The organism is Flavonifractor sp. An82, assembly GCF_002159265.1.
GTDB lineage: Bacteria > Bacillota > Clostridia > Oscillospirales > Oscillospiraceae > Flavonifractor.
Window position 1 is genome coordinate 19,640 of sequence record NZ_NFHG01000017.1, and the last position, 24,287, is coordinate 43,926.

Below are 24,287 nucleotides of genomic sequence, written 5' to 3' on the forward strand. Positions count from 1 at the left end.
GTCGTTATATGGGTGAAAGGAGGCGGTACGATGAAGGAACAAGACTCGTTGACCAGGCGGTTTGAATCAGCCTATGCTGCCTATGGCACATCGGTCTACCGGCTGGCCATGGTCTATCTGGGCTGCCCGGCGGACGCCGAGGATATCACTCAGGAGGTCTTTCTCAAGCTGCTGTACAAGGCCCCCGCTTTTGCCGACAGGGAGCACGAGAAGCGCTGGCTGCTGCGGGTGACCGCCAATCTGTGTCGGGATCAACTGAAAAACTTCTGGAGGCGGCAGACGGTGGCCCTGGATGAGAGCTGCCCTGTGCCGGAAGGCCCGGACCGGGCGGTGCTGGAGACCATTCTGGCTCTGCCCGAGACCTACAAAGGCCCCATCCACCTTCACTACTACGAGGGCTACTCGGTGGCGGAGGTGGCAGAGATCCTGAAGCTGAGCCAGTCAGCGGTAAAAATGCGGCTGAAACGGGGCCGGGAGCTGCTGAAACTGGAACTGGACACCGGATGGGAGGGAAGCGTATGAACACCCGGGATTATCGCAACGCAATGGACCAGCTGAACCCCGCCCCCGATCTGGAGGGGCGTATCAAAGAGCAGCTGAATCTGCCCTCCATGCGGCAGGCGCACCCCCGCAGGCTGGCAGGCAAGGTTCTTGCGGCGGCCATCGCCATTGCCTGCACCTTTATGGTGGCTATGGCAGTGAGCCCCCAGCTGCGGGCGGCGGTGCTCACCTTCTTCCACCTGGAGGAAACCGAGCAGGTGCCCGGCCCTGTGGGCGAGGCGCCGGAGGAACCGGAAATGACCCAGACCACCATTGACGGTCTGGTGGAGGCCCAGTATATCCGTCTCCCCAACGCCGGGGCAGGCTATGACTACGGTGTCGGCACCCTGTTTCAGGCAGAGCGGGCTGACGACGGCACCCTCCTAGCCCGCCACTACTGGGCGGCGGAGGGGGATCAGCTGGTCCCCCTGGAGACCCACACCACCCGGTTTTCCACCACCTGGGAGGGCGTGACCTATACCGACACCGTCTACTGGTGCGAGTATGAGGGGGCAATCTCCTGCCATTGTGACGGCACCGCCGGCTATGCCCTGGACTACGACTGTAATGCCATCGCCATCCCCGGCTCCACCGACAGCGTCATCCTCCGTCTCAGCCAGGGCAGCCAAACGGACTACCGGCAGTACCCGGTGCTGCTGGACCTGGAAACCGGAGCAGTCACCGACCTGCTGGATGGCACCGGCTGGGAAAAGGCCGCGCCTCTGACTGACATACGGTGGTCAGACGATTTGTCCGCCGCCATTCTGTCCAGCGACCGCACGGGCTGGTTCTACTGTGACCGCACGGCCCAAACCACCACCGCCCTGGACGAGCTCACCGGCCTGGAGGTATTCAGCGCCTGGTTTGATCAGGACGGCGCCCTGATCCTGCTGACCCTCTCCGGGTCGGAAGGGGACTGCTACGATGTCTGGACCTGGCAGCCGGAGAACGGCCAGCTGAAGCGCACCTTCTCCCAGCTGCCGGTCTACCAGTCCCGGGAGGAGAACCCCCACGGCTTCCAGTTCTTCTTTGGCGGCAGACGGGGCATCTATGTGGCGGAGGACGGCACGGTATCGGTGCTGGACCTGGTTACCGGTGGGACCACCATTGTGGAGGATTTCTTATTGTCCCAACAGGAGAACGCCACCTTGATCGCCAATACTTCCGGCACCAAGGTTCTGTTTGCCAGCTACGACGACCAGGCCGACGGGCTTGGGATATCCAGCCTTGGAGTCATGGACCTGGAGCGCGGCGTGTTCACCCTGCTGGATCGGGAAAATTACGACGCCCTGCACGAGGGCTCCCTGAGCTGGTTCGATGAGGACCGGGTAGCCATCACCGCCCATGAAACGCACAATTTCCACCAGACCTATCTCTACCTCTACCGCTTCTGACCGGCAGGACGGCCCGGGCCATGACTGGCCCGGGCCGTCTTTTTTTACATTCTTTCGCCTTGGAAACAGATTGTTGTTATGTTCACGACAAGCCAAAACCAGTTCCAGAATCTCCCTTGCCCGGCTGGTACATCCGCCTGTTTCTGCCCAAAATGTTATAGTTATATTTTTAACTTATTTGTCTCAAAAATAACAAAATTATGTTAAAAAATAAACTTTTTAAAACTTATTGACTTCTTTATTGCGTTAAATTATACTTGCGTCAATCACTGGGGCGCAACAGCCCGTCATAAGGAGGAAACCGGCAATGTCCACCTATTACTTTCTGCCCACCCGCAATGTGTTCGGCGAGGGAGCCGTCAACGAGGTCGGCGCGCTCATGGGCAGCCTGAACGTCAGCCACGCCATGATCGTCACCGATAAATTTCTGGCCCAGTCCGGTATGGCGGCCTTAGTCAGCCAGATCCTGGCGGACTCCGGCATCCGCTCCGTAGTGTTTGACGGCGCGGAGCCCAACCCCACCGACAAGAACGTGGAGGCGGGCGTGGCCTTTTTCCAGGAAAACGGCTGCGATTCCATCATCTCTCTGGGCGGCGGCTCCTCCCACGACTGTGCCAAGGGCATCGGCCTGGTAGCCAGCAACGGCGGCACCATCCATGACTACGAGGGCGTGGACAAGGCCTCCAAGGACGTGGTACCCCTCATGGCTATCAACACCACTGCCGGTACCGCCTCTGAGATCACCCGTTTCTGCATCATCACCGACACTACCCGCAAGGTCAAGATGGCCATTGTGGACTGGCGGGTCACCCCCAAGATCGCCGTCAATGACCCGGTGCTGATGAAGGGTATGCCCGCCTCCCTCACCGCCGCCACCGGCATGGACGCTATGACCCACGCCATCGAGGCCTATGTCTCCACCGCTGCCAACGTGCTCACCGACTCCGCCGCTCTGATGGCAGTGAAGATGATCTACCAGTACCTGCCCAAGGCAGTGGCCAACGGCGATTACATGAAGGCCCGGGACAAGATGGCTTACGCCCAGTATCTGGCGGGCATCGCCTTCAACAACGCCTCCCTGGGCTATGTCCATGCCATGGCACACCAGCTGGGCGGCTACTACAACCTGCCCCATGGCGTGTGCAATGCCATCCTGCTGCCTTATGTGGAGGAGTTCAACCTCATCGGCAACCTGAACCGCTTCCGAGATCTGGCCCAGGCCATGGGGGAGCAGATCGACGGCCTGTCCACCGGAGACGCCGCCGCCAAGGCCATTCAGGCCATCCGCACCATCAGCCGCCAGGTGGGTATTCCCGCCAACCTAAAGATGCTGGGCGTCAAACCGGAAGACTTTGGCGTCATGGCGGAAAACGCTATGAAGGATGTCTGCTGTCTCACCAATCCCCGCAAGGCCACCAAGGAGCAGATCATTGAGATCTACCGCCGGGCCTATGAGGGTGAATAAAATATCTCCGCCGGGCGTGTCTCCAGGGCACGCCCGGCTTTATTACCCCTTTATTTTATTGTTTTTCAATAAATTTATATTGACTTTCAAACTTACCCATGGTAGGATAGCCCCGAAAGGAGCGATTGCTATGACTCCCTCTCCCGCCTCCCGGTTCGGCGGCTTTGCATCGGGGCACTTTGTGGTCACTACCCTTTGTGCTTGTCTGCTGTTCTTTCAGGCGCCAGGGATATTATCTCTTCCAGATCCCTGGCCCGCCGTCTTTATGATGTTTCTCTATGTCCCGGCCGGCTGGACAGTATCTTGTCTCCGCCGTTGGGCACGACCCACGCCCCGGGAGGGAATGAAGGCCGTCCTCTATCCCGCTCTGGTGGCCTGGGCCTGGGCTTTGGGGGGCTGGCTGCTGTTTGTGGCCGGCCTGTCCTGGTCCCTCGCAGGGTCCGTCGGCAGCCTGATGCTTCTGTCCACCTACTTTCTGGCCGCTCCCTCCTTCCTGCTGATGCTGACCGGTCTCCAAAGCGATCTGGCCTTTACCACTCTGACCTTTTCTCTGCAGTGGTACGGTCTTATTTTTCTAGCGGGCCTGCTGCCGCCGCTGCTCTTCTGTCTGGGGTCTCTGCTGCCCCACCCCGTAAGGAGGATACGTCATGAAAAGAAAACGGATCTGGCTCCCAGCGATTCTGCTGATCCTCTGCCCGATGGCCCTGTCTGTATGGAGCCGGTCCAGCCAGACCGGGATAAGCCTGTTTGTGACCCTCCATCAGAGGGATCTGGAACAGATCGCGGCGGACTGCCTGACACAGAGCGGGGCACCTGACCGGTACAGAGGGGTCCGGGTGGAAGGGGTATTTCCCGGGGAAGCTCCCATCGTCCAGTTCTCCTCCGGTGGCTGGGGACTGGTCCCCTCCGGCACCTACCAGGGCTTCTATTATTCCGAGAGCGGCCGGCCTGCCGCCTATCAGAATGTGGATCTGGAACTGGTTCCCGTCTCCGACACGGAGTGGGCCTGGACCGACGGCACAGACAATGGTGGCTCCACCCGGCGGATCTCGGAGCACTGGTTTTCCTACAAAGCGTGGTTTTAAGCACGGCTGTTTCCCAAATAGGAGGTTCTCCATGAAAAGAAAACACATTCTTTTGACCGTTCTTGCCTGTCTTCTCCTTCTGGCTGGGTTCATGGGCTGGCGGCTGCTGTCCAGCTACATGCTGCCACTGCGCTTGAATTGGGGGATCTCCATTCCTTTTTGGGCCCGTCCCGCCCAATGCTATGAAAAGGATTCCGGCCCCAGTTTTCTGGGGGACGGCATCCGCTACCATGTGTTTTCCTATCAGTACGAGGACTTCATCGACCAGATGTTTGCCTGGGGCAGCGTGGACCGGGAGACCATCTATTATGATAGCTTTACCCAGGCCGCCGAGACCTGGCTGGATGAGATCGAAGTCCCGGCCGAATACCGCCCCGACTATGAGAACTGTTCCAACTGGTACCGCGCCAAGGATGACAACAGCGAAATCCTCATCTTCTGGAATGCGGATCTGAACCGGCTCTACATTCTGGAATCCATTCTCTGACCGCTCAATGCCGCCCCTCCCCAAAAGGCGGTTGACAAAGACGGAAAATGTGATAGAATAAGGCAGTTGAAGCGCGATGACGAAGCCAAGCAGGCCACGCCGCGACAAGCGAGAGGGGACGGTGAGAGCCCTCCGCGACACGGGTCCGCAAGCCACTTCCGAGCCGCCCGGGAGGACCGGGACGATTCATCCCCGTTACCGGATGCAATGAGATGCGCCCTTTGGGCGTAGATCAGGGTGGTACCGTGGAGTAAACTTGCTCCGCCCCTGACAGTGTCGGGGGCGGAGCTTTATTTTTTGACAGAGGAGATTGAATCACATGCCTAAGAAGTACGGCCTGAACGAGCTGCGCGAGATGTTCCTGTCTTTCTTTGAGACCAAGGGCCATCTGCGCCTGCCCAGCTTTTCCCTCATTCCCCAGAACGATGCCTCCCTGCTGCTCATCAACAGCGGCATGGCACCCATGAAGCCCTTCTTCACCGGTGAGCAGGAGCCCCCCCGCCACCGTGTGACCACCTGTCAGAAGTGCATCCGCACCGGCGACATTGAGAACATCGGCCACACCGCCCGCCACGGCACCTACTTCGAGATGCTGGGCAACTTCTCCTTCGGCGATTACTTCAAGAAGGAGGCCATTCACTGGGCCTGGGAATTCCTGACCTCCCCCGAGTGGGTGGGCCTGGACCCCAACCGCCTCTATCCCTCCGTGTTCGCCGGCAATGAGACCACTCCCGCTGATGACGAGGCCTTCCGCATCTGGAACGAGGAGATCGGCATCCCTGCCGAGCGCATCTTCAAGTTCGGCAAGGAGGACAACTTCTGGGAGCACGGCTCCGGTCCCTGCGGCCCCTGCTCCGAGATCTACTATGACCGCGGCGAGAAGTGGGGCTGCGGCAAGCCCGGCTGCACCGTGGGCTGCGACTGCGACCGCTATATCGAGGTGTGGAACGTGGTGTTCTCCCAGTTCGACAACGACGGCGAGAACCACTACACCGAGCTCAAGCAGAAGAACATCGACACCGGCATGGGTCTGGAGCGCCTGGCCTGCGTGTGCCAGGACGTGGCTTCTCTGTTCGACGTGGATACCGTCATGAACATCACCAACAAGGTCAGCGAGATCACCCACGCCCACTACGGCGAGACCGCCGCCAAAGATGTGTCCCTGCGGGTCATCACCGACCACATCCGTTCCGCCACCTTTATGATCTGCGACGGCGTGCTCCCCTCCAACGAGGGCCGCGGCTACGTGCTCCGCCGCCTGCTCCGCCGGGCTGCCCGCCACGGCAAGCTGCTGGGGGTCAACGATCCCTTCCTGTATGAGGTGTGCGATACCGTCATCCATGAGAACGAAGGCCACTACCCCGAGCTGCGGGAGCGCCAGGACTATATCACCAAGGTCATCCGCACCGAGGAGGAGAACTTCGCCCGCACCATCGACGGCGGCATGAAGATCTTCAATGAGCTGCTGGAGGAGCACAAGTCCAAGGGTGAGACCGTCTTCTCCGGTGCCGACGCTTTCAAGCTGTACGACACCTACGGCTTCCCCATCGACCTGACCATTGAGATGGTGCAGGAGCAGGGCATGACCGTGGACGAGAAGAGCTTCAAGGATCTGATGCAGGAGCAGAAGGAGCGGGCCCGCAAGGCCCGTGAGGCTCTGGGCGATCTGGGCTGGGCCGGCGTAGAGTTCGGCAAGGACGTACCCGAGACCCAGTTCGTGGGCTATGAGCACCACGCCATCGAGGACGCCAAGGTGGTGGCCCTGGTAGTGGAGAACGAGCAGGCCGAGGAGCTGATGCCCGGCGTGGAGGCCATCGTGGTGCTGGACAAGACCCCCTTCTACGCTGAGATGGGCGGCCAGGTGGCCGACCACGGCGTGATCACCACTGCCGGCGGCACCAAGTTCCAGGTCACCGATGTGCAGAAGAACAAGGGCGGCAAGTATATGCACTACGGCAAGCTGGTGGAGGGCTCCCTCAAGCTGGGCGACACCGTCACCGCCTCCATCGACGTGTCCCGCCGCAAGGCCATCATGCGCGCCCACTCCGCCACCCACCTGCTGGACAAGGCCCTGCGCACCGTGCTGGGCGACCACGTGCACCAGTCCGGCTCCCTGGTGGAGCCCGACCGCCTGCGCTTCGACTTCACCCACTTCTCCGCCATGACCGCCGAGGAGCTGGCCCAGGTGTCCGCCATGGTCAACGAGGCCGTATTGGAGGGCTACGACGTCCACACCGACGTTCTGCCCATCGAGGAGGCCAAGAAGCGGGGCGCCATTGCCCTCTTCGGCGAGAAGTACGGTGATACCGTCCGCGTGGTGGATATGGGCCAGGGCTACTCCGTGGAGTTCTGCGGCGGCACTCACCTGGACAACACCGCCAAGGTAGGCGTGTTCCACATCGAGAACGAGTTCTCCGTGGCCTCCGGCGTCCGCCGCATCGAGGCCACCACCGGCGCTCAGTCCCTGAAGATCATGAACCAGAACCAGCAGAAGCTGTTTGAGGCCGCGGCCGTCCTCAAGACCAAGCCCGGTGAGCTGCGGGAAAAGGCCGAGCAGACCATCTGCGAGCTGCGTGAGCTGCGCCATCTGGTGGAGGGCTTCAAGGCCAGAGAGGCTGTCAACCAGGCGGGCAACTTCCTGATGGGCGCCAAGGACGTGGGCGGCCTGAAGGTACTCACCGCCACCCTCAACGACGCCGATGCCGACCGTCTGCGCAAGATGGGCGACTTCCTGCGGGACAAGGACTCCAGCGTGGTGGCCGTCCTGTCCAGCGTGAAGGACGACAAGATCACCTTCCTGGCCGTGTGCGGCAAGGATGCCGTCACCAAGGGCATCAAGGCCGGCGATCTGGTGAAGCAGGTTTGCTGCTGCTGCGGCGGCAAGGGCGGCGGCAAACCCGACAGCGCCATGGGCGGCGGCTCCGATGTCCTCAAGCTGGATGACGCCCTCGCTAAGGTGGATAACTTCGTTGCCGATAAGCTGGGTCTCTAAGCCGCCCGGCGCTTAGGGCGCAGATGACGCCCTTTCAAGCGTTTTGGCCCGGCATGGCCGGGCCAAAACCTTGATGCCGGGGCGATTCATTCGCCCCGAGCAGATTAAATCGGAGGGGTCCCCATGGAATGACTCATTCCATGGGGATCGGCGGCAAGCCCGACAGCGCCATGGGCGGCGGCTCCGATGTCCTCAAGCTGGACGACGCCCTCGCCAAGGTGGACAATTTTGTGGCCGATAAGCTGGGGCTGTAACCGCTCCTCTTCACAAATACCCTAGACACAGAAAGTAGGCATTTTCTTCATGCTTCCCCAAGATCCTATTATCCTGCTCAGCTATCTGAACACCAAACTGCGTGATTTCTATTCCACTCTGGACGCACTGTGTGATGATCTTCAGGTTGACAAGGACGATATCATCCGCTCCCTGTCCGCCATCCACTGCCAGTACGATCCGGAACTGAACCAGTTTGTCAGAAGCTGAACACCGCTTTCTTTTCCCGGAATGGGACGCACTTATGGCGTCCCATTCCGGGATTTTTTGACCAATAGAAAAAGCCTGCCGCATTTGCGGCAGGCTTTTCCTGTTCTCTTATCGAACGCCGTAGGTCTCCCACAGCGTCAGGGTATTCTGATTCATCAGTTTTTCCCCAAAAAGTTCCCGGAACTGGGCGGTCTTCTGCTTCCCCTGGGACTTCAAGGCCTCCATTCGGGTCACGATCTCCTGCTGGCGGGCCATCAGGCGCTCATAGGCGTCCTCAAAGGCTGCCAGCCGGGCCGCTGCGGCTTCCATCTCCTCAGCCGGAATGACCCAGCTGCCGGCGGAATCCTTTTTTGTGATCCGCTCCATGTCTTACTGAGGATTGACGGTGTAGTTGGGAGCTTCCTTGGTGATATAGATGTCGTGGGGATGGGACTCCTTCAGACCGGCGGCGGTGATCTGCATGAACTGGGCCTTGGTGTGCAGCTCGTCAATGTTGTGGCAGCCGGTGTAGCCCATGCCGGCCCGCAGGCCGCCGGTGAGCTGATAGATGGTGTCGCCGGTCAGTCCCTTGTAGGGCACGCGGCCCTCCACGCCTTCGGGAACCAGCTTCTTGTTGTTCTGCTGGAAGTAGCGGTCCTTGGAGCCGCAGGCCATGGCGCCCAGAGAGCCCATGCCACGGTAGACCTTGAACTGACGGCCCTGGTAGACCTCGGTGTCCCCGGGGGACTCCTCACAGCCGGCCAGCAGGGAGCCCAGCATGACCACGTTGGCGCCGGCAGCCAGAGCCTTGGCAATGTCGCCGGAATACTTCACGCCGCCGTCGGCAATGATGGGAATGTCATACTCGGCAGCCACACGGGCGGCGTCATAGACAGCGGTGATCTGGGGCACGCCGATACCGGCCACCACGCGGGTAGTACAGATGGAGCCGGGACCGATACCGATCTTCACGCAGTCGGCGCCCGCCTCGATGAGGGCGCGGGTACCCTCGGCGGTGGCCACGTTGCCGGCGATCAGCTGTACGTCGGGATAGACGGCCTTGATGCGGCGGACGCAGTCCAGGATGTTATGGGAGTGGCCGTGGGCGGAGTCCAGGCAGAGCACGTCGGCGCCCGCCTCCACCAGTGCACGCACCCGGTCCAGCACGTCGGAGGTAACGCCGATGGCGGCGCCCACCAGCAGGCGGCCCTTCTCGTCGCGGGCGGAGTTGGGATACACAGTGGCCTTCTCGATGTCCTTGATAGTGATGAGGCCCTTCAGGCGGTACTCGTCGTCCACAATGGGCAGCTTCTCGATCTTGTGCTTGCGGAGCAGCTCCTTGGCCTCCTCCAGAGTGACGCCCTCCTTGGCGGTGACCAGGTTGTCCTTGGTCATCACGTTGTCCACCAGCTGGCTCATGTCGGTCTCGAACTTCATGTCGCGGTTGGTGATGATGCCGATGAGCTTGCCGTCCTTGCAGATGGGCACACCGGAGATCCGGTACTTGGCCATCAGGGCGTCGGCCTCAGCCAGGGTGTGGCCGGGGGCCAGCCAAAAGGGGTTGGTGATAACGCCGTTCTCGCTGCGCTTGACCATGTCCACCTGCTCGGCCTGAGCGCCGATGGACATATTCTTGTGGATGATGCCGATGCCGCCCTCACGGGCAATGGCGATGGCCATGCGGTACTCGGTAACCGTATCCATGGCTGCGCTCATCAGGGGCACGTTCAGACGGATCTTGCGGGTGAGTCTGGTGTGCAGGTCGATGTCCGCGGGCAGGACGTCGCTCTCCGCCGGGATGAGCAGCACGTCATCAAAGGTAAGACCCTGCTTGAGGAACTTCTGGTGCTCGTCAGTGTTGACCATAGTGCATCTCCTTTTTCTCTATTTTAAAATAATTTTATCCATTCTACTTGATTGCCGCTTTGCTGTCAAGTGTCGTCAAAGTAACCGCGCCTTCAAACCGGCTTTTTCCCGTCTGATCGGCACCGCGGACATAGTGCTTGCCATCCAGCTCACCGGTAAAAAGGGTGATGGTCTCCCCCGCCATGCACTCGGCCAGATAGTCCACCTGGAGTGCGGATACATAGCAGCTGTTTCCCAGCTGGTCCATCCGAATGGCGTCGCAAATGAAATCGGCATAGCGGACGTTGTTCACATGGCCGTTGATATCGGTGTCACTGTAGTGCATGGCCCGGTGATCCACCGGCACCATTTCCTCCGGCAGCTTGAAGCGGGAGAGCATTTTATCCTTACACAGGGAACCGCCGTCGCTGTTCTGGAACTCCTCGATCTTGCTCATCCGGCCCAGCCGGTGGGTGTCGGCATCAGCCAGCACCCATACGGATACCGCCTCTCCCACCGTTTTCCCGTCCACGAACAGGTCAAAATCCCGGTAACTGGAGGCTCCCTTTCCGCCCCGGTGCCAGGTGCGGATATCCAGCCGCTCATTCCAGCACAGCGGCCGGTCCAGCCGGTACCACATCCGGGCCAGCATCCAGAAGAGGTTGTACTTGCTCATCATTTCCTCCCGGGAGGCATGGAGCTCACAGGCGGCAGCCACCGCCGCCTCCTGCAGGATCCCCATCAGTCCGGAGGAGCGGCAGTGATTCCAGGGGTCCACATCCCGGGAGTCGATGGAATAGCTGCCCTCAAAATACATCCCTCATTCCTCCTTTCTGCCGTGAATCAGCAGCTTGGTTTTGCAGCAGATGTCGTCGATGTCGCTGGAGGTTGCCGCCGGGATCCGCATGGCGGCGCCGCAGTCGGCACAGAAGAGGTCGATGGAGCTGTAGTTGACCTGGAGCTTCCAGCGGTGGGACCCACAGGTACAGGAGATGCCGTCCCGCTGGGCAATCTCCTTGAGCTCGGAGAGCACCTCGTGCATCACCAGCTCATCCAGGAATGCGCCCTTCTCCTGGCCCTCAGGCCGCTCCATCTTGTCCGCCGCCTCTTCCAGGCGCCGGAGGGCGGCAAATACCGGCCCCTCCTCTCCCACGTAGCAGCAGTCCAGACCGGACTGGGCACAGGAAAAGGCCAGTACCTTCTGATGAAGAAATGCGTTGGTGGAGCAGGTGACGGTGTGGTCCCGCCCACAGGAGAGGCAGGGCACGGTCAGCCGCACCCGGTCCCCCATCATCTCCACATGGAGGGAGGACTTGCCGCAGGGGCAGGGCAGATCATTGGCCGAGGCCGCCAGCTGGAACACAGTGCGCTCCACCACCACACTCTGATGGCAGGCCGGGCACAGGTACGCCAGGGTACGCTTGGGTTGTTCTTCCATGGAGGACCTCCCATTTGCCCGCGGGACCGGACAGTCCCGGGGCGTCTTTTGTGTATATGATACATTATAACGCAAATAAAGCAGGTTGACCAGCCGGACCGCATACAAAATACGTCCTCATATTTTGCCTGCTTTTCGTTCAAAATAGTATCTGACAGGCGGACGGTATCCATTCCGCCCCGCTGAGGAAGAGGTGAGCTTATGACAAACAAAAAGCTGGGCCGCCATACCGCGGTCCTGGAACATCCGCCCTCGGTGATCGGCAGCGCCAGCGTGGTTGGTAAGAAGGAGGGGCAGGGTCCCCTGGCCGCTACCTTTGACCACATCAGCCAGGACGACTCCTTTGGAGAGCGGAGCTGGGAGAAGGCGGAGAGCGCCATGCAGAAGCTGGCTCTGGCCGCTGCCCTGGACAAGGCCGGCATCAGCGTGTCCGCCCTGGACTATCTGCTGGCAGGGGACCTGCTCAATCAGTGTATCGGCTCCGGCTTTGCCGTACGGGGGCAGGACGTGCCCTTTTGGGGGCTGTACGGAGCCTGCTCCACCATGGCGGAGAGTCTGTCCCTGGCGGCCATGCTGCTGGACGGCGGCTTCGGTGTGCGGGCGGCGGCCATGACCTCCTCCCACTTCTGCTCCGCCGAGCGGCAATACCGCTCCCCCCTGGAATACGGCGGGCAGCGGACCCCCACCGCCCAATGGACGGTGACCGGCTCAGGGTGTGTCATTCTGGCCAGCCAGGGTCCTGGCCCCTATATTACCCACATCACCACCGGCAAGATCGTGGACAAGGGCATCAAGGACGCTGCCAACATGGGGGCGGCCATGGCCCCCGCCGCCTATTCCACCATCTCTGCCCATTTTCAGGACACCGGCCGCAGGCCCTCCGACTACGACCTGATCATCACCGGCGACCTGGGCAAGCTGGGCAGGGACATCGTGGCCGACTGGTTCCACCGGGACGGCATGGACCTGAAAAACCTGAGCGACTGCGGCACCCTGATCTATGACCTGGAGGGCCAGGACGTCCACTGCGGCGGCTCGGGCTGCGGCTGCTCGGCGGTGGTGCTGGCCGGGCTGCTCCTCAACGGCATGGCCGGTGGCCGCTGGCGGCGCATCCTGTTCTGCGGTACCGGCGCTCTCCTCTCCCCCACCTCCTCCCAGCAGGGGGAGAGCATTCCCAGCATCTGCCACGCGGTGGCGCTGGACATTGGAAAGTGAGGACTGACCTATGGATGTGATTTTGCCCTATCTGCGGGCCTTTGTATGCGGAGGCGTCCTCTGTCTCATCGGGCAGATCCTCATTGACAAGACCTCCCTCACCCCCGCCCGTATCCTGGTCTCCTATGTGGTGGCCGGAGTGATCCTGGGCGGCCTGGGGATCTACCCCTGGCTGGTGGAGTGGGGAGGCGCGGGTGCCACCGTACCCCTCACCGGCTTCGGGTATCTGCTGGCCAAGGGCGTGGCCCAGGCGGTGGCGGAAAAGGGGGCGCTGGGCATCCTGACCGGCGGGATCACCGCGGCGGCAGGCGGTATCACTGCGGCGGTCCTCTTCGGCCTGCTGGGCGCGTTGCTCTTCAAATCCCGCCCCAAATCCTGAAAAATTCACCCTTTTCCATTGACAATCGGCCCGGCTGGTGGTAAAGTATCCGCCGTGAACGAGGGTGTTCCACGAAGGGAGGCGGCAGCGTCTCCCCTTCCTGGAACACCCTCTTTTTTTGATTGAATCAGGAGGGGTAAGGATGACAAAGTATATTTTTGTAACCGGCGGCGTGGTCTCCGGTCTGGGCAAAGGCATTACCGCCGCCTCCCTGGGCCGGCTGCTGAAAGCCCGGGGCCTGAAGGTGGCCGCTCAGAAGCTGGACCCCTATATCAATGTGGACCCGGGCACCATGAGCCCCTATCAGCACGGCGAGGTCTTCGTCACGGAGGACGGAGCGGAGACCGACCTGGACCTGGGCCACTATGAGCGCTTCATCGACGAGGATCTGAACCAGTTCTCCAACCTGACCACCGGACGGGTCTACTCCAATGTCATCGCCAAGGAACGCCGGGGGGAGTATCTGGGCAAGACGGTACAGGTCATTCCCCATATCACCGATGAGATCAAGCGCTTCATCTACGCCGTGGGTAAAAAGACGGGGGCAGATGTAGTCATCACCGAGATCGGCGGCACCACCGGCGACATAGAGAGCCAGCCTTTCCTGGAGGCCATCCGCCAGGTGGGCCGGGAGGTGGGGCAGGGCAACGCCCTCTATATCCATGTGACTCTGGTCCCCTACCTGAAGGCCTCCGGAGAGCACAAGTCCAAACCCACCCAGCACTCAGTCAAGGAATTACAGGGCATGGGTATCTCCCCGGATATCATCGTGCTGCGGTGTGACGAGCCCATCACCGACCGGGGTATCTTTGAAAAGATCGCCGGCTTCTGCAACGTGAAGCCCGACTGTGTCATTCAGAACGTCACCCTCCCCACTCTTTATGAGGCTCCGCTGATGCTGGAAGCCGCCGGTCTCTCCGCCGTGGTGTGCCGGGAGCTGGGGCTGGACGCCCCCGCCCCCGACCTAGCTGAATGGGAGGCTCTGGTGTCCCAGATCAAGGCCCCCCGCTCCACAGTGACCATCGGCCTGGTGGGTAAATATGTCCAGCTTCACGACGCCTATCTGTCGGTGGCGGAGGCTCTTCGCCACGCCGGTTATCCTCTGAATGCCAGCATCGACATCCGCTGGATCGACTCAGAAACCGTGACCGCCGAGAATTACACCCAGCTGCTGGCCGGTCTGGACGGCATCCTGGTACCCGGCGGCTTCGGCGCCCGGGGCATCGAGGGCATGATCCTGGCCGCCCGATACGCCCGGGAGCACCAGGTCCCCTACCTGGGTATCTGCCTGGGCATGCAGGTGGCGGTCATTGAGTTTGCCCGCCACGTGGCGGGACTGAACGATGCCCATTCCGGCGAGTTTGAGCCGGAGTGCCCCCACAAGGTCATCGACTTCATGCCTGGCCAGAGCGATGAGATCGACAAAGGCGGCACCCTGCGGCTGGGGGCCTACCCCTGCGCCATCCAGCCCGGCACCACGCTGGAGCGCTGCTACGGCGCTCCGCTGATCCACGAGCGGCACCGCCACCGCTATGAATTCAACAATCAATTCCGGGATACCCTGACCGGGGCCGGTCTGGTCCTTGGCGGTCTGTCCCCGGACGGGCGTCTCGTGGAGGCGGTGGAGCTGCCCGACTCTCCCTTCTACGTTGGGGTACAGTACCATCCGGAGTTCAAGAGCCGTCCCAACCGGCCCCATCCTCTCTTCCGCGGCTTCGTTGAGACCGCCGCCCGGTATCATACCTGCTGACCTGTCATTTATGCAAGTTTATATTTCACTAGTTGCATAAATTTCTGACTGTCCAGGATTCCGATTTCCGGTCATCCTTCCAAAATCCTGCTGATTTCTAATTTCCTATTGACAAATAGTTCTGATATGTCTATACTTGCACCATCAGTTGAGAACGAAGGCGTTCCAACCCGGCCAGGGTGGGAGCGCCTTCTTCTTTTTCTTTCAATATGAAAGAAGGAAAGGAGATACCTGCAATGTCGTACACCAAGGAAGATATCATTCGCATCGTCCATGAGGAGGATATTGAGTTTATCCGCCTCCAATTTACCGACATCTTTGGTCAGCTGAAAAACGTCGCCATCACCGCCTCCCAGATCGAGAAGGCGGTCAATAACCAGATCATGTTCGACGGCTCCTCCATCGAGGGCTTCGTGCGGATCGACGAGTCCGACCAGTATCTCTATCCCGACCTCAACTCCTTTGTGGTCTTCCCCTGGCGGCCCAGCCACGGCAAGGTAGCCCGGCTGATCTGCGACGTCTACAACCCCGACGGCACTCCCTTTGTGGGCGATCCCAGAGGTACCCTGAAGCGGGTGCTGCAGAAGGCCAAGGACATGGGGTATGACGCCTTCAACGTGGGCCCCGAGGCCGAGTTCTTCCTGTTCCAGACCGACGACGAGGGCCGTCCCACCACCAAGACCAACGATGAGGCCGGTTACTTCGACCTGGGCCCCCTGGACCACGGCGAGGGCACCCGCCGGGAGATCTGCCTGGCCCTGGAGCAGATGGGCTTTGAGATTGAGGCCAGCCACCATGAGGTAGCCGAGGGCCAGCACGAGATCGACTTCAAGTATGAAGAGGCCCTCCACGCCGCCGACAACATCATGACCTTCAAGCTGGCGGTCAAAACCCTGGCCCAGAAGAACGGTCTCCATGCCACCTTCATGCCCAAGCCCATCTTCGGCATCAACGGCTCCGGCATGCACACCAACATGTCCCTGTTCCGGGACGGCAAGAACGTCTTCTACGATCCCAACGGCGAGAAAGGCCTGTCCAAGGAGGCCTACAGCTTTATCGCCGGCATCCTGGCTCATGTAAAGGGCATGGCCGCCGTCACCAACCCCCTGGTCAACTCCTACAAGCGTCTGGTGCCCGGCTATGAGGCCCCCTGCTATCTGGCCTGGTCGGCCTCCAACCGCTCCGCGCTGATCCGCATTCCCGCCTCCCGTGGCCAGTCCACCCGTGTGGAGCTCCGCTCCCCCGACCCGGCCTGCAACCCCTACCTGGAGCTGGCCGTCTGCCTGGCCGCCGGTCTGGACGGCATTGAGAAGGGTATGGTCCCCCCCGCTGAGGTCACCGAAAACATTTTCGTGATGGATCAGGCCACCCGGGAGGCCAACGGCATCGACTCCCTGCCCGGCTCCCTGGAGGAGGCCATTGAGGCCATGAAGGCCGACCAGCTGATCCTGGATACCCTGGGCGAGCACATTGCCGGCAACTACATCGCCGGCAAGGAGAAGGAGTGGGACGAGTACCGCACCCGCGTATCCTCCTGGGAGCGGGAGAAGTATATTATCAACTATTGATCCCCAAGCAACAGCCTCCTCACAGTTGGGAGTGAACATCCATGGAACAGGTGATCGTTGCCTTTGAAAACACCAAAAACGCCGGCCGTATTAAGGATATCCTGGAAACCTCAGGTACTGCCTCCTGCATCCTCTGCAAGACCGCCGATCAGGTCCGGCGCACTGTCAATAAGCTCCACATCACCGCACTTATCTGCAGCTTCAAACTGGCCGATCAGAGCGCCGAGGCCCTGGCAGGCGATCTTCCCCCCTCCTGCGCCGTACTGGTCCTGGCCTCCCAGAATCTGCTGGATCTGCTGCAGGACGACGACCTCTTCCGGCTGCCCGCCCCGGTCTCCAAGGGCGATCTGACCGCCTCCGTGCGGATGCTCCTCCAGATGGGGCGGCGGCTGGAGCGGGCCCTGCGGCCCCGCCGCTCGCCCGAGGAGCAGGCCCTCATCCAGCAGGCCAAGGCCCTGCTGATGGACCGCAACGGTATGACAGAGGAGCAGGCCCACCGCTTCCTGCAGAAGACCAGTATGGACAACGGCACAAAATTGCTCCAGACCGCTCAAATGGTACTGGACAGCGCAGAATAGGGCAAACTAAACAGCATCGAGACAACGCAGTCTCACGGCGGCAGTCGGGGACGTACTGCCGCCGTTTTTTACTAACGCCCCACTGCCCAAACTCACCCGGAAAGGGGAATGAACCATGAAAACAGAAGGCTACCCGCCCCGCGGGCTCTATCATCCCGCCTTTGAGCACGACAGCTGCGGCATCGGCGCTGTGGTGGATATTCAGGGCAAGCCCAGCCACCGGACGGTGGACGACGCATTGAAGATCGTGGAAAAGCTGGAGCACCGGGCCGGCAAGGACGCAGAGGGTAAGACCGGCGACGGCGTGGGCATCCTGGTCCAGATCTCTCACCGCTTCTTTGCCAAGGCCGCCCAGGCGGCCGGCATCGACCTGCCCGGCCCCCGTGACTACGGCGTGGGCATGTTCTTCTTCCCTCAGGACACCCTGAAGCGCAGCCAGGCCAAGAAGATGTTTGAAGTCATCGCGGAGAAGGAGGGCCTGGCCTTCCTGGGCTGGCGTACCGTACCGGTGTGCCCTGACATCCTGGGCCAGAAGGCCCGGGACAAAATGCCCGTCATCGAGCAAGCCTTTGTGGCCCGTCCGGAGGATACCGACCGGGGTCTCCCCTTCGACCGCAGACTCTATATCGTCCGCCGGGTGTTCGAGCAGTCCAACGACAACACCTATGTGCCCTCCCTGTCCAGCCGTACCATCGTCTACAAGGGCATGTTCCTGGTGGGCCAGCTGCGCAAGTTCTATCCCGACCTGCAAAGCAAAGATTATCAGTCCGCCATCGCCCTGGTCCACTCCCGGTTCTCCACCAACACCAATCCCTCCTGGGAGCGGGCCCATCCCAACCGTCTTATGGCCCACAACGGTGAGATCAACACCATCCGGGGCAACGTGGACCGTATGCTGGCCCGTGAGGAGACCATGTCCTCCCCCCTGCTGGATGACCAGATGGACAAGGTTCTGCCGGTGGTCAGTGTCTCCGGCTCCGACTCCGCCATGCTGGACAACACCCTGGAGTTTCTCATGATGGCAGGTATGGACCTGCCCCTGGCCGTCATGGCCTGCATCCCCGAGCCCTGGATGGAGGACAAGGCCATCTCCCGGTCCAAGCGTGACCTGTACCAGTACTATGCCACCCTGATGGAGCCCTGGGACGGCCCGGCCTCCATCCTCTTCTCCGACGGCGACGTGGTGGGTGCCGTGCTGGACCGCAACGGTCTGCGTCCCTCTCGGTATTATGTCACCCGGGACAGCCGGCTCATCCTGTCCTCTGAGGTAGGTGTTCTGGACATCCCCGCCGGGGATATTGTGGAGAAATCCCGCCTCCAGCCCGGCCGGATGCTGCTGGTGGACACCACCCAGGGCCGCATCATCGGGGATGACGAGCTGAAGGAGTCCTACGCCGCCCGCCAGCCCTACGGCGAGTGGCTGGACCGCAATCTGCTCCACCTGAAGGACCTGCCCATCCCCAACCACCGGGTGGAGCGCAACACCAGAGACCGTCTCCACCGGCTGCAGAAGGCCTTCGGCTACACCTATGAGGACGTGCGCAACACCATTCTCCCCATGGCCCGGACCGGTGCAGAACCCACCGCCGCCATGGGCACCGATATTCCTCTGGCGGTACTGGACGACCGGGATCAGCCCCTGTTCAGCTACTTCAAGCAGCTCTTTGCTCAGGTCACCAATCCGCCCATCGACGCCATCCGGGAGGAGATTGTCACCGATACCACCGTCTATGTGGGCGACGACGGCAATCTGCTGGAGGAGGGGCCGGACAACTGCCGGGTGCTCCAGATCCACAACCCCATCCTCACCTCCACCGATATGATGAAAATCAAGGCCATGAAGCAGCCCGGCTTCCAGGTGGAGACCGTGTCCATTCTCTATTACAAGAACACCCCCCTGGAGCGTGCTCTGGATCACCTGGCCCTGGCGGTAGACCGGGCCTGGCGGAAGGGCGCCAACATCATCATCCTCTCCGACCGGGGCGTGGACGAAAACCACGTGGCCATCCCCTCTCTGCTGGCGGTGTCCGCCATGGAGCAGCACCTGATCCGCACCAAAAAGCGCACCGCCGTCTCCATTCTGCTGGAGTCCGCCGAGCCACGGGAGGTGCACCATTTCGCCGCCCTGCTGGGCTACGGCGCCCGGGCCATCAACCCCTATCTGGCCGAGGATACCATTGTGGAACTTATCGAGGAGGGCCTGCTGGACAAGGACTACCACACCGCCGTGGCCGACTACAATTCCGCCATCCTCCACGGCATCGTGAAGATTGCCTCCAAAATGGGCATCTCCACCCTCCAGTCCTATCAGTCCGCCCAGATTTTCGAGGCCATCGGCATCCAGCGGGAAGTCATCGACAAATACTTCACCAACACCGTCTCCCGGGTGGGCGGCATCGGCCTGCAGGAGATCGCCGACATGGTGGACCACAACCACTCCAGGGCCTACGATCCTCTGGGCCTGGGGTGCGATCCCACCCTGGACTCCCTGGGCTCCCACAAGGCTCGGTCGGGCGGCGAGGACCATATGTACAACCCCCAGACCCTCCATCTGCTCCAGCAATCTACCCGCCGGGGCGACTACGAGCTCTTCAAGCAGTATACCGCCCTGGTAGACGACGAAACCCGTCCCCATACCCTCCGGGGCCTGCTGGATATGAAGTACGCCGACACTCCCCTGCCTCTGGACGAGGTGGAGAGCGTGGACTCCATCGTGCACCGCTTCAAGACCGGCGCCATGAGCTACGGCTCCATCTCCCGGGAGGCTCACGAGTGTCTGGCCCAGGCCATGAACCTGCTGGGAGGCAAGTCCAACTCCGGTGAGGGCGGCGAGGAGCCCGACCGTCTCAAGGACCCCGCCCGCAACTCCGCCATCAAGCAGGTGGCCTCCGGCCGCTTCGGCGTCACCAGCGAATACCTGGTATCCGCCAAGGAGATCCAGATCAAAATGGCCCAGGGCGCCAAGCCCGGCGAGGGCGGCCATCTGCCCGCCGGGAAGGTCTACCCCTGGATCGCCCGGTGCCGCCACTCCACCCCCGGCGTCACCCTCATCTCTCCCCCGCCTCATCACGACATCTACTCCATCGAGGACCTGGCCCAGCTGATCTACGACCTGAAGTGCGCCAACCGTCAGGCCCGCATCTCGGTGAAGTTGGTCAGCGAGGCGGGCGTGGGCACCATCGCCGCCGGCGTAGCCAAGGCGGGCGCTCAGGTGGTGCTGGTGTCCGGCTATGACGGCGGCACCGGCGCCGCCCCCCGCACCTCCATCCACAATGCCGGCCTGCCCTGGGAGCTGGGCCTGGCCGAGACCCATCAGACCCTGATCCAGAACGGCCTGCGCTCCCGTGTGGTGGTGGAGACCGACGGCAAGCTGATGAGCGGCCGGGACGTGACCATCGCCTGTATGCTGGGCGCCGAGGAGTTCGGCTTTGCCACCGCTCCTCTGGTGACCATGGGCTGCGTCATGATGCGGGTGTGCAACCTGGACACCTGCCCCGTGGGCGTGGCCACCCAGAATCCGGAGCTGCGCAAGCGGTTTACCGGCAAGCCGGAATACGTGGTTAACTTCATGCGCTTTATCGCCCAGGAACTGCGGGAGCACATGGCCAAGCTGGGCGTGCGCACCGTGGAGGAGCTGGTGGGCCGCACTGACCTGCTGGCCGTCCGCACCCCGGCGGTCAACCATCGGGCCGCCACCGTGGACCTGTCCGCCATCCTGGACAACCCCTATGTGGGTACCGATGCCAAGACCCACTTTGACCCGGCGGACGTGTACGACTTCCATCTGGAGAGCACCGTGGACCTGAAGGTGCTGGAGCGCAAGCTGGGCAGCGCCCTGACCCAGGGCGTGCCCAAACGGCTGGAGGTGGCAGTTTCCTCCACCGACCGTGCCGTGGGCACCATTCTGGGCTCCGATATTACCCGGCTCCACGGTGACAGCCTGCCCGGCGGCACCTTTACCGTCAAGTGTACCGGCGGCGGCGGCCAGTCCTTCGGCGCTTTCCTGCCCAAGGGCCTGACCCTGGAGCTGGAGGGCGACGCCAACGACTACCTGGGCAAGGGCCTCTCCGGCGGCCGTCTGGTGGTCTATCCCCCCAAGGACAGTACCTTCGACCCGGCGGAAAACATTCTGGTGGGTAACGTGGCTCTGTACGGCGCCACCAGCGGCCAGGCCTTCCTGAGCGGCGTGGCCGGCGAGCGGTTCTGCGTCCGCAACTCGGGCGCCACCGCCGTGGTAGAGGGCGTGGGCGACCACGGCTGCGAATATATGACCGGCGGCCGGGTGGTGGTCCTGGGCCCCACCGGCAAGAACTTTGCCGCCGGCATGAGCGGCGGCGTGGCCTATGTGCTGGATGAGGACCGGGATCTGTACCTGCGGCTGAACAAGGCCCTGGTGTCCATGGAGCCGATCACCGAGAAGCACGACGCCGCCGAGCTGAAGGACATGATCCAGGCCCACGCCGACGCCACCGGCTCGGCCAGAGCCAAGCACATCCTGGAGCACTTTGAGGACTATCTGCCTCTGTTCAAGAAGATCCTGCCCCACGACTATGACCGGATGCTGCGCACCATCGCCCAGTACGAGGAAAAGGGCATGAGCCGGGAGGAGGCCCAGGTGGAGGCCTTCTACGTCAACACCCACCAGAAGGGGGAATAACCATGGGAAAGCCCACTGGATTTTTGGAATATCAGCGCAAGGGGAATCCCTGTGAATCCCCTCTGGAGCGCATCAAGCATTATAACGAGTTTCACCCCCGACTCAGCCGGGATGACCGCCGCCGGCAGGGGGCTCGCTGCATGGAGTGCGGTGTCCCCTTCTGCCAGTCGGGCGCGGTATTGAACGGCATGGTGTCCGGCTGTCCTCTCCACAATCTGATCCCCGAGTGGAACGACCTGGTGTACACCGGCAACTTCACCCATGCCCTGGAGCGGCTGCTTAAGACCAACAACTTCCCCGAGTTCACCGGTCGGGTATGTCCCGCCCTGTGCGAGGCGGCCTGTACCTGCGGCCTCCACGGGGACCCAGTCACTGTCAAGGATAATGAACTGGGCATCATTGAGGACGCCTGGGAGCGGGGGCTCATGGGCCCCTGTCCCCCCAAGGCCCGCACCGGCAAGAAGGTGGCGGTGGTGGGCTCCGGCCCCTCCGGCCTGGCCTGCGCCGACCAGCTCAACCACCGGGGCCACTCCGTTACCGTCTTCGAGCGGGAGGATCGCCCCGGCGGCCTGCTGATGTACGGCATTCCCAACATGAAGCTGGAGAAGTCCGTGGTCCAGCGCCGGGTGGACAAGATGACCGCCGAGGGCGTGGAGTTCCGCACCGGCGCCGATGTAGGCAAGGAGCTCACCCCGGAGCAGCTACGGCGGGACTTTGACGCAGTGGTGCTGTGCTGCGGCGCCGCCCAGCCCCGGGACCTGGCGGTCCCCGGGCGGGAGCTGGACGGGGTGTGGTTCGCCGTGGACTTTCTGAAGGAGACTACCCGTTCCCTGCTGGACTCCGGTCTGGCCGAGGGCACCTATCCCTCCGCCAAGGGCAAGCACGTGGTCATCGTGGGCGGCGGCGACACCGGCAACGACTGCGTGGGCACCTGCATCCGCCACGGCTGCGCCAGCGTGACCCAGCTGGAGATGATGCCCAAGGCCCCTGACCAGCGGACCGAAAACAACCCCTGGCCGGAGTGGCCAAGGGTCTGTAAGACCGATTACGGCCAGGAGGAGGCCATTGCCTGCTTCGGCCACGATCCCCGGGTCTATGAGACCACCGTGGCCGAGCTATTGGGAGATGAGCAGGGCAAGCTGAAGGCGGTCAAGACCGTCCGGCTGGGCCCGGACCACCAGCCCATCCCCGGCACGGAAGAGGTGCTGGACTGTGAACTGCTCCTCATTGCCGCCGGCTTTCTGGGCCCCCAGGACTACGTGCCCCAGGTGTTCGGTCTGGAACGCACCCCCCGCTCCTGCGTCAAGACAGCGGAAGGCGGTTACGCCACCGGCGTGCCCGGCGTCTTTGCCGCCGGCGATATGCGCCGTGGCCAGTCCCTGGTGGTGTGGGCCATCCGGGAGGGCCGTGAGGCCGCCCGCGAGGTGGACCAGTACCTGATGGGATACACCAATCTATAAGAAAAGCCCCCCGGCTTCCTTGCCGGGGGGCTTTTCTTTCTTCTTTTACAGTGTGGCGATCACCTGATACATCAGCATGAAATGGAACAGGGAGCCTGCCAGGATGAACACATGGAAAATCTCATGGCAGCCGAACTTGGCGTTGTTGCGGCCGGGCCACTTGACGGCGTAGAGTACGCCGCCGATGGTGTAGAGGATGCCGCCGCCCAGCACCCAGAACATACCCGCGGCGGGGAGCACCTGCATCAGGGGCACCAGAGCGGTAACGGCCAGCCAGCCCATGGCGATATAAATACCGGCGGTGAGCCAGCGGGGAGCGGAGAGCCACACCAGGGTGAGTACCAGGCCGGCCACTGCCAGACCCCAGATCACCCCGAAGAGGCCCCAGCCCCAGGCGCCCACTTCCCGCAGCGCCACCAGGCACACAGGGGTGTAGCTGCCGGCGATGAGGAAGTAGATGGAAGCGTGGTCATACTTGCGCAGCGCAATGCGCCCGGCCACGCTGGTGTTGATGCAGTGGTACAGGGTGCTGGCAGTATACAGGCACACCATGCTGACCCCGTAGATCAGGAAGGAGGCCAGATGCCACACGCTCAGCCCCTCCAGCAGGCAGCGGGCCACCAGAAGCACCGTGCCCACCGCAGCCAGCGCTGCACCCACACCGTGGGTAATGGCTGACCAGGGCCGCAGACCGTCATAGGGGTCCCGCTTCTGTTTGACCTTTTTGGCCGGGCGGGCCTTGGGATGATAGTAAAGGGCGGAAGGATTGCCTCTTAAAATGTTTTCCTGATTCATGATATCACCTGACGATTCAAAACAGTGGTTTCTCGTTTCTCATCTTCTTCTATAGTATAGTCTCAACCGTATTATGTTGTCAATATAAAAAGATAATATAATTTTAAATATTATATTACATTTTCTGTGAAAGATGCGGCCACCCTCTCAGTATGCCCGGCTATTTCATTTTCATGT

At 61.7% G+C, this 24,287-nt stretch carries 21 protein-coding genes; 16 read left to right on the forward strand and 5 right to left on the reverse strand.

The window, feature by feature from the left end:
* Positions 1-30: 30 nt before the first annotated feature.
* From B5G34_RS14370 to B5G34_RS14405, 9 genes are all read left to right on the forward strand, one after another.
* Entirely contained in the window at positions 31-522 is a 492-nt protein-coding gene (locus tag B5G34_RS14370) for an RNA polymerase sigma factor (RefSeq protein WP_087338995.1), read from the forward strand.
* On the forward strand, positions 519-1,934 hold the full coding sequence (locus tag B5G34_RS14375) for a hypothetical protein (RefSeq protein WP_087338998.1): 1,416 nt from the start codon (positions 519-521) through the stop codon (positions 1,932-1,934). Before B5G34_RS14370 ends, B5G34_RS14375 begins: the two co-directional genes overlap by 4 nt.
* A gap of 307 nt (positions 1,935-2,241) precedes the next feature.
* Positions 2,242-3,399: an iron-containing alcohol dehydrogenase gene (locus tag B5G34_RS14380; RefSeq protein WP_087339001.1), complete on the forward strand. Its 1,158-nt coding sequence runs from the start codon at positions 2,242-2,244 to the stop codon at positions 3,397-3,399.
* Between the two features lie 343 nt (positions 3,400-3,742).
* A complete protein-coding gene (locus B5G34_RS14385) occupies positions 3,743-4,216 on the forward strand; it encodes a hypothetical protein (protein WP_087339003.1) in 474 nt (157 codons plus the stop codon).
* A 19-nt stretch (positions 4,217-4,235) separates the two neighbouring features.
* The gene (locus B5G34_RS14390; RefSeq protein WP_087339006.1) at positions 4,236-4,484 is read left to right on the forward strand and encodes a hypothetical protein; all 249 of its coding nucleotides are present in this window, start codon (positions 4,236-4,238) and stop codon (positions 4,482-4,484) included.
* Positions 4,485-4,515: 31 nt separating this feature from the next.
* Positions 4,516-4,971 carry a hypothetical protein gene (locus B5G34_RS14395; protein WP_087339009.1) on the forward strand — a complete coding sequence of 152 codons (456 nt, stop codon included), beginning with the start codon at positions 4,516-4,518 and terminating at the stop codon, positions 4,969-4,971.
* Positions 4,972-5,290: 319 nt separating this feature from the next.
* Positions 5,291-7,963 carry an alanine--tRNA ligase gene (alaS, locus tag B5G34_RS14400; protein ID WP_087339012.1) on the forward strand — a complete coding sequence of 891 codons (2,673 nt, stop codon included), beginning with the start codon at positions 5,291-5,293 and terminating at the stop codon, positions 7,961-7,963.
* A gap of 128 nt (positions 7,964-8,091) precedes the next feature.
* Complete coding sequence (locus tag B5G34_RS19430) at positions 8,092-8,217, forward strand: hypothetical protein (protein ID WP_275532301.1); 126 nt, start codon at positions 8,092-8,094, stop codon at positions 8,215-8,217.
* Between the two features lie 49 nt (positions 8,218-8,266).
* Positions 8,267-8,446 carry a DUF4250 domain-containing protein gene (locus B5G34_RS14405; protein ID WP_087339015.1) on the forward strand — a complete coding sequence of 60 codons (180 nt, stop codon included), beginning with the start codon at positions 8,267-8,269 and terminating at the stop codon, positions 8,444-8,446.
* A gap of 108 nt (positions 8,447-8,554) precedes the next feature.
* Here B5G34_RS14405 and B5G34_RS14410 read toward each other — a convergent pair whose 3' ends face one another.
* Genes B5G34_RS14410 through B5G34_RS14425 form a run of 4 tightly spaced genes read right to left on the reverse strand, consistent with a single transcriptional unit; the run spans position 8,555 to position 11,708 of the window.
* A complete protein-coding gene (locus B5G34_RS14410) occupies positions 8,555-8,812 on the reverse strand; it encodes a hypothetical protein (RefSeq protein ID WP_087339018.1) in 258 nt (85 codons plus the stop codon).
* Between the two features lie 3 nt (positions 8,813-8,815).
* Positions 8,816-10,291, reverse strand: coding sequence for an IMP dehydrogenase (guaB, locus tag B5G34_RS14415; protein WP_087339021.1), 1,476 nt, complete (start codon positions 10,289-10,291; stop codon positions 8,816-8,818).
* A gap of 43 nt (positions 10,292-10,334) precedes the next feature.
* Positions 10,335-11,087, reverse strand: a complete 753-nt coding sequence (locus B5G34_RS14420) for an acyl-ACP thioesterase domain-containing protein (RefSeq protein WP_087339024.1) — start codon at positions 11,085-11,087, stop codon at positions 10,335-10,337.
* 3 nt (positions 11,088-11,090) lie between these two features.
* Entirely contained in the window at positions 11,091-11,708 is a 618-nt protein-coding gene (locus B5G34_RS14425; RefSeq protein ID WP_087339027.1) for a hypothetical protein, read from the reverse strand.
* 201 nt (positions 11,709-11,909) lie between these two features.
* On the opposite strand from B5G34_RS14425, the gene spoVAD reads away from it, so the two are divergent.
* The 7 genes from spoVAD to B5G34_RS14460 all read left to right on the forward strand — a co-directional run bounded on the left by spoVAD (position 11,910) and on the right by B5G34_RS14460 (position 23,315).
* Positions 11,910-12,923 carry a stage V sporulation protein AD gene (gene spoVAD, locus B5G34_RS14430; protein ID WP_087339030.1) on the forward strand — a complete coding sequence of 338 codons (1,014 nt, stop codon included), beginning with the start codon at positions 11,910-11,912 and terminating at the stop codon, positions 12,921-12,923.
* A 10-nt stretch (positions 12,924-12,933) separates the two neighbouring features.
* On the forward strand, positions 12,934-13,302 hold the full coding sequence (gene spoVAE / locus B5G34_RS14435) for a stage V sporulation protein AE (RefSeq protein ID WP_087339032.1): 369 nt from the start codon (positions 12,934-12,936) through the stop codon (positions 13,300-13,302).
* A 142-nt stretch (positions 13,303-13,444) separates the two neighbouring features.
* Positions 13,445-15,052: a CTP synthase gene (locus tag B5G34_RS14440; protein WP_087339034.1), complete on the forward strand. Its 1,608-nt coding sequence runs from the start codon at positions 13,445-13,447 to the stop codon at positions 15,050-15,052.
* A gap of 236 nt (positions 15,053-15,288) precedes the next feature.
* Positions 15,289-16,620 carry a type I glutamate--ammonia ligase gene (gene glnA, locus B5G34_RS14445; protein ID WP_087339037.1) on the forward strand — a complete coding sequence of 444 codons (1,332 nt, stop codon included), beginning with the start codon at positions 15,289-15,291 and terminating at the stop codon, positions 16,618-16,620.
* Between the two features lie 41 nt (positions 16,621-16,661).
* Positions 16,662-17,198: an ANTAR domain-containing protein gene (locus tag B5G34_RS14450; protein WP_087339039.1), complete on the forward strand. Its 537-nt coding sequence runs from the start codon at positions 16,662-16,664 to the stop codon at positions 17,196-17,198.
* A gap of 115 nt (positions 17,199-17,313) precedes the next feature.
* On the forward strand, positions 17,314-21,855 hold the full coding sequence (gene gltB / locus B5G34_RS14455; RefSeq protein WP_087339042.1) for a glutamate synthase large subunit: 4,542 nt from the start codon (positions 17,314-17,316) through the stop codon (positions 21,853-21,855).
* 2 nt (positions 21,856-21,857) lie between these two features.
* Positions 21,858-23,315 carry a glutamate synthase subunit beta gene (locus tag B5G34_RS14460; RefSeq protein WP_087339047.1) on the forward strand — a complete coding sequence of 486 codons (1,458 nt, stop codon included), beginning with the start codon at positions 21,858-21,860 and terminating at the stop codon, positions 23,313-23,315.
* Positions 23,316-23,360: 45 nt separating this feature from the next.
* On the opposite strand, the gene B5G34_RS14465 is transcribed toward B5G34_RS14460, so the two are convergent.
* Positions 23,361-24,110: a hemolysin III family protein gene (locus tag B5G34_RS14465; RefSeq protein WP_087339050.1), complete on the reverse strand. Its 750-nt coding sequence runs from the start codon at positions 24,108-24,110 to the stop codon at positions 23,361-23,363.
* Between the last annotated feature and the right edge of the window lie 177 nt (positions 24,111-24,287).

Excerpts from the sequence above, each read along its gene's own strand:
- B5G34_RS14425 (WP_087339027.1), bottom strand. The coding sequence starts at position 11,708 with ATGGAAGAACAACCCAAGCGTACCCTGGCGTACCTGTGCCCGGCCTGC.
- spoVAD (WP_087339030.1), top strand. The coding sequence starts at position 11,910 with ATGACAAACAAAAAGCTGGGCCGCCATACCGCGGTCCTGGAACATCCG.
- gltB (WP_087339042.1), top strand. The coding sequence starts at position 17,314 with ATGAAAACAGAAGGCTACCCGCCCCGCGGGCTCTATCATCCCGCCTTT.
- B5G34_RS14385 (WP_087339003.1), top strand. The coding sequence starts at position 3,743 with ATGAAGGCCGTCCTCTATCCCGCTCTGGTGGCCTGGGCCTGGGCTTTG.
- alaS (WP_087339012.1), top strand. The coding sequence starts at position 5,291 with ATGCCTAAGAAGTACGGCCTGAACGAGCTGCGCGAGATGTTCCTGTCT.
- spoVAE (WP_087339032.1), top strand. The coding sequence starts at position 12,934 with ATGGATGTGATTTTGCCCTATCTGCGGGCCTTTGTATGCGGAGGCGTC.
- B5G34_RS14410 (WP_087339018.1), bottom strand. The coding sequence starts at position 8,812 with ATGGAGCGGATCACAAAAAAGGATTCCGCCGGCAGCTGGGTCATTCCG.
- B5G34_RS14370 (WP_087338995.1), top strand. The coding sequence starts at position 31 with ATGAAGGAACAAGACTCGTTGACCAGGCGGTTTGAATCAGCCTATGCT.
- B5G34_RS19430 (WP_275532301.1), top strand. The coding sequence starts at position 8,092 with ATGACTCATTCCATGGGGATCGGCGGCAAGCCCGACAGCGCCATGGGC.
- B5G34_RS14395 (WP_087339009.1), top strand. The coding sequence starts at position 4,516 with ATGAAAAGAAAACACATTCTTTTGACCGTTCTTGCCTGTCTTCTCCTT.
- B5G34_RS14440 (WP_087339034.1), top strand. The coding sequence starts at position 13,445 with ATGACAAAGTATATTTTTGTAACCGGCGGCGTGGTCTCCGGTCTGGGC.
- B5G34_RS14460 (WP_087339047.1), top strand. The coding sequence starts at position 21,858 with ATGGGAAAGCCCACTGGATTTTTGGAATATCAGCGCAAGGGGAATCCC.
- B5G34_RS14465 (WP_087339050.1), bottom strand. The coding sequence starts at position 24,110 with ATGAATCAGGAAAACATTTTAAGAGGCAATCCTTCCGCCCTTTACTAT.
- B5G34_RS14450 (WP_087339039.1), top strand. The coding sequence starts at position 16,662 with ATGGAACAGGTGATCGTTGCCTTTGAAAACACCAAAAACGCCGGCCGT.
- guaB (WP_087339021.1), bottom strand. The coding sequence starts at position 10,291 with ATGGTCAACACTGACGAGCACCAGAAGTTCCTCAAGCAGGGTCTTACC.
- B5G34_RS14375 (WP_087338998.1), top strand. The coding sequence starts at position 519 with ATGAACACCCGGGATTATCGCAACGCAATGGACCAGCTGAACCCCGCC.
- B5G34_RS14420 (WP_087339024.1), bottom strand. The coding sequence starts at position 11,087 with ATGTATTTTGAGGGCAGCTATTCCATCGACTCCCGGGATGTGGACCCC.
- B5G34_RS14380 (WP_087339001.1), top strand. The coding sequence starts at position 2,242 with ATGTCCACCTATTACTTTCTGCCCACCCGCAATGTGTTCGGCGAGGGA.
- glnA (WP_087339037.1), top strand. The coding sequence starts at position 15,289 with ATGTCGTACACCAAGGAAGATATCATTCGCATCGTCCATGAGGAGGAT.
- B5G34_RS14405 (WP_087339015.1), top strand. The coding sequence starts at position 8,267 with ATGCTTCCCCAAGATCCTATTATCCTGCTCAGCTATCTGAACACCAAA.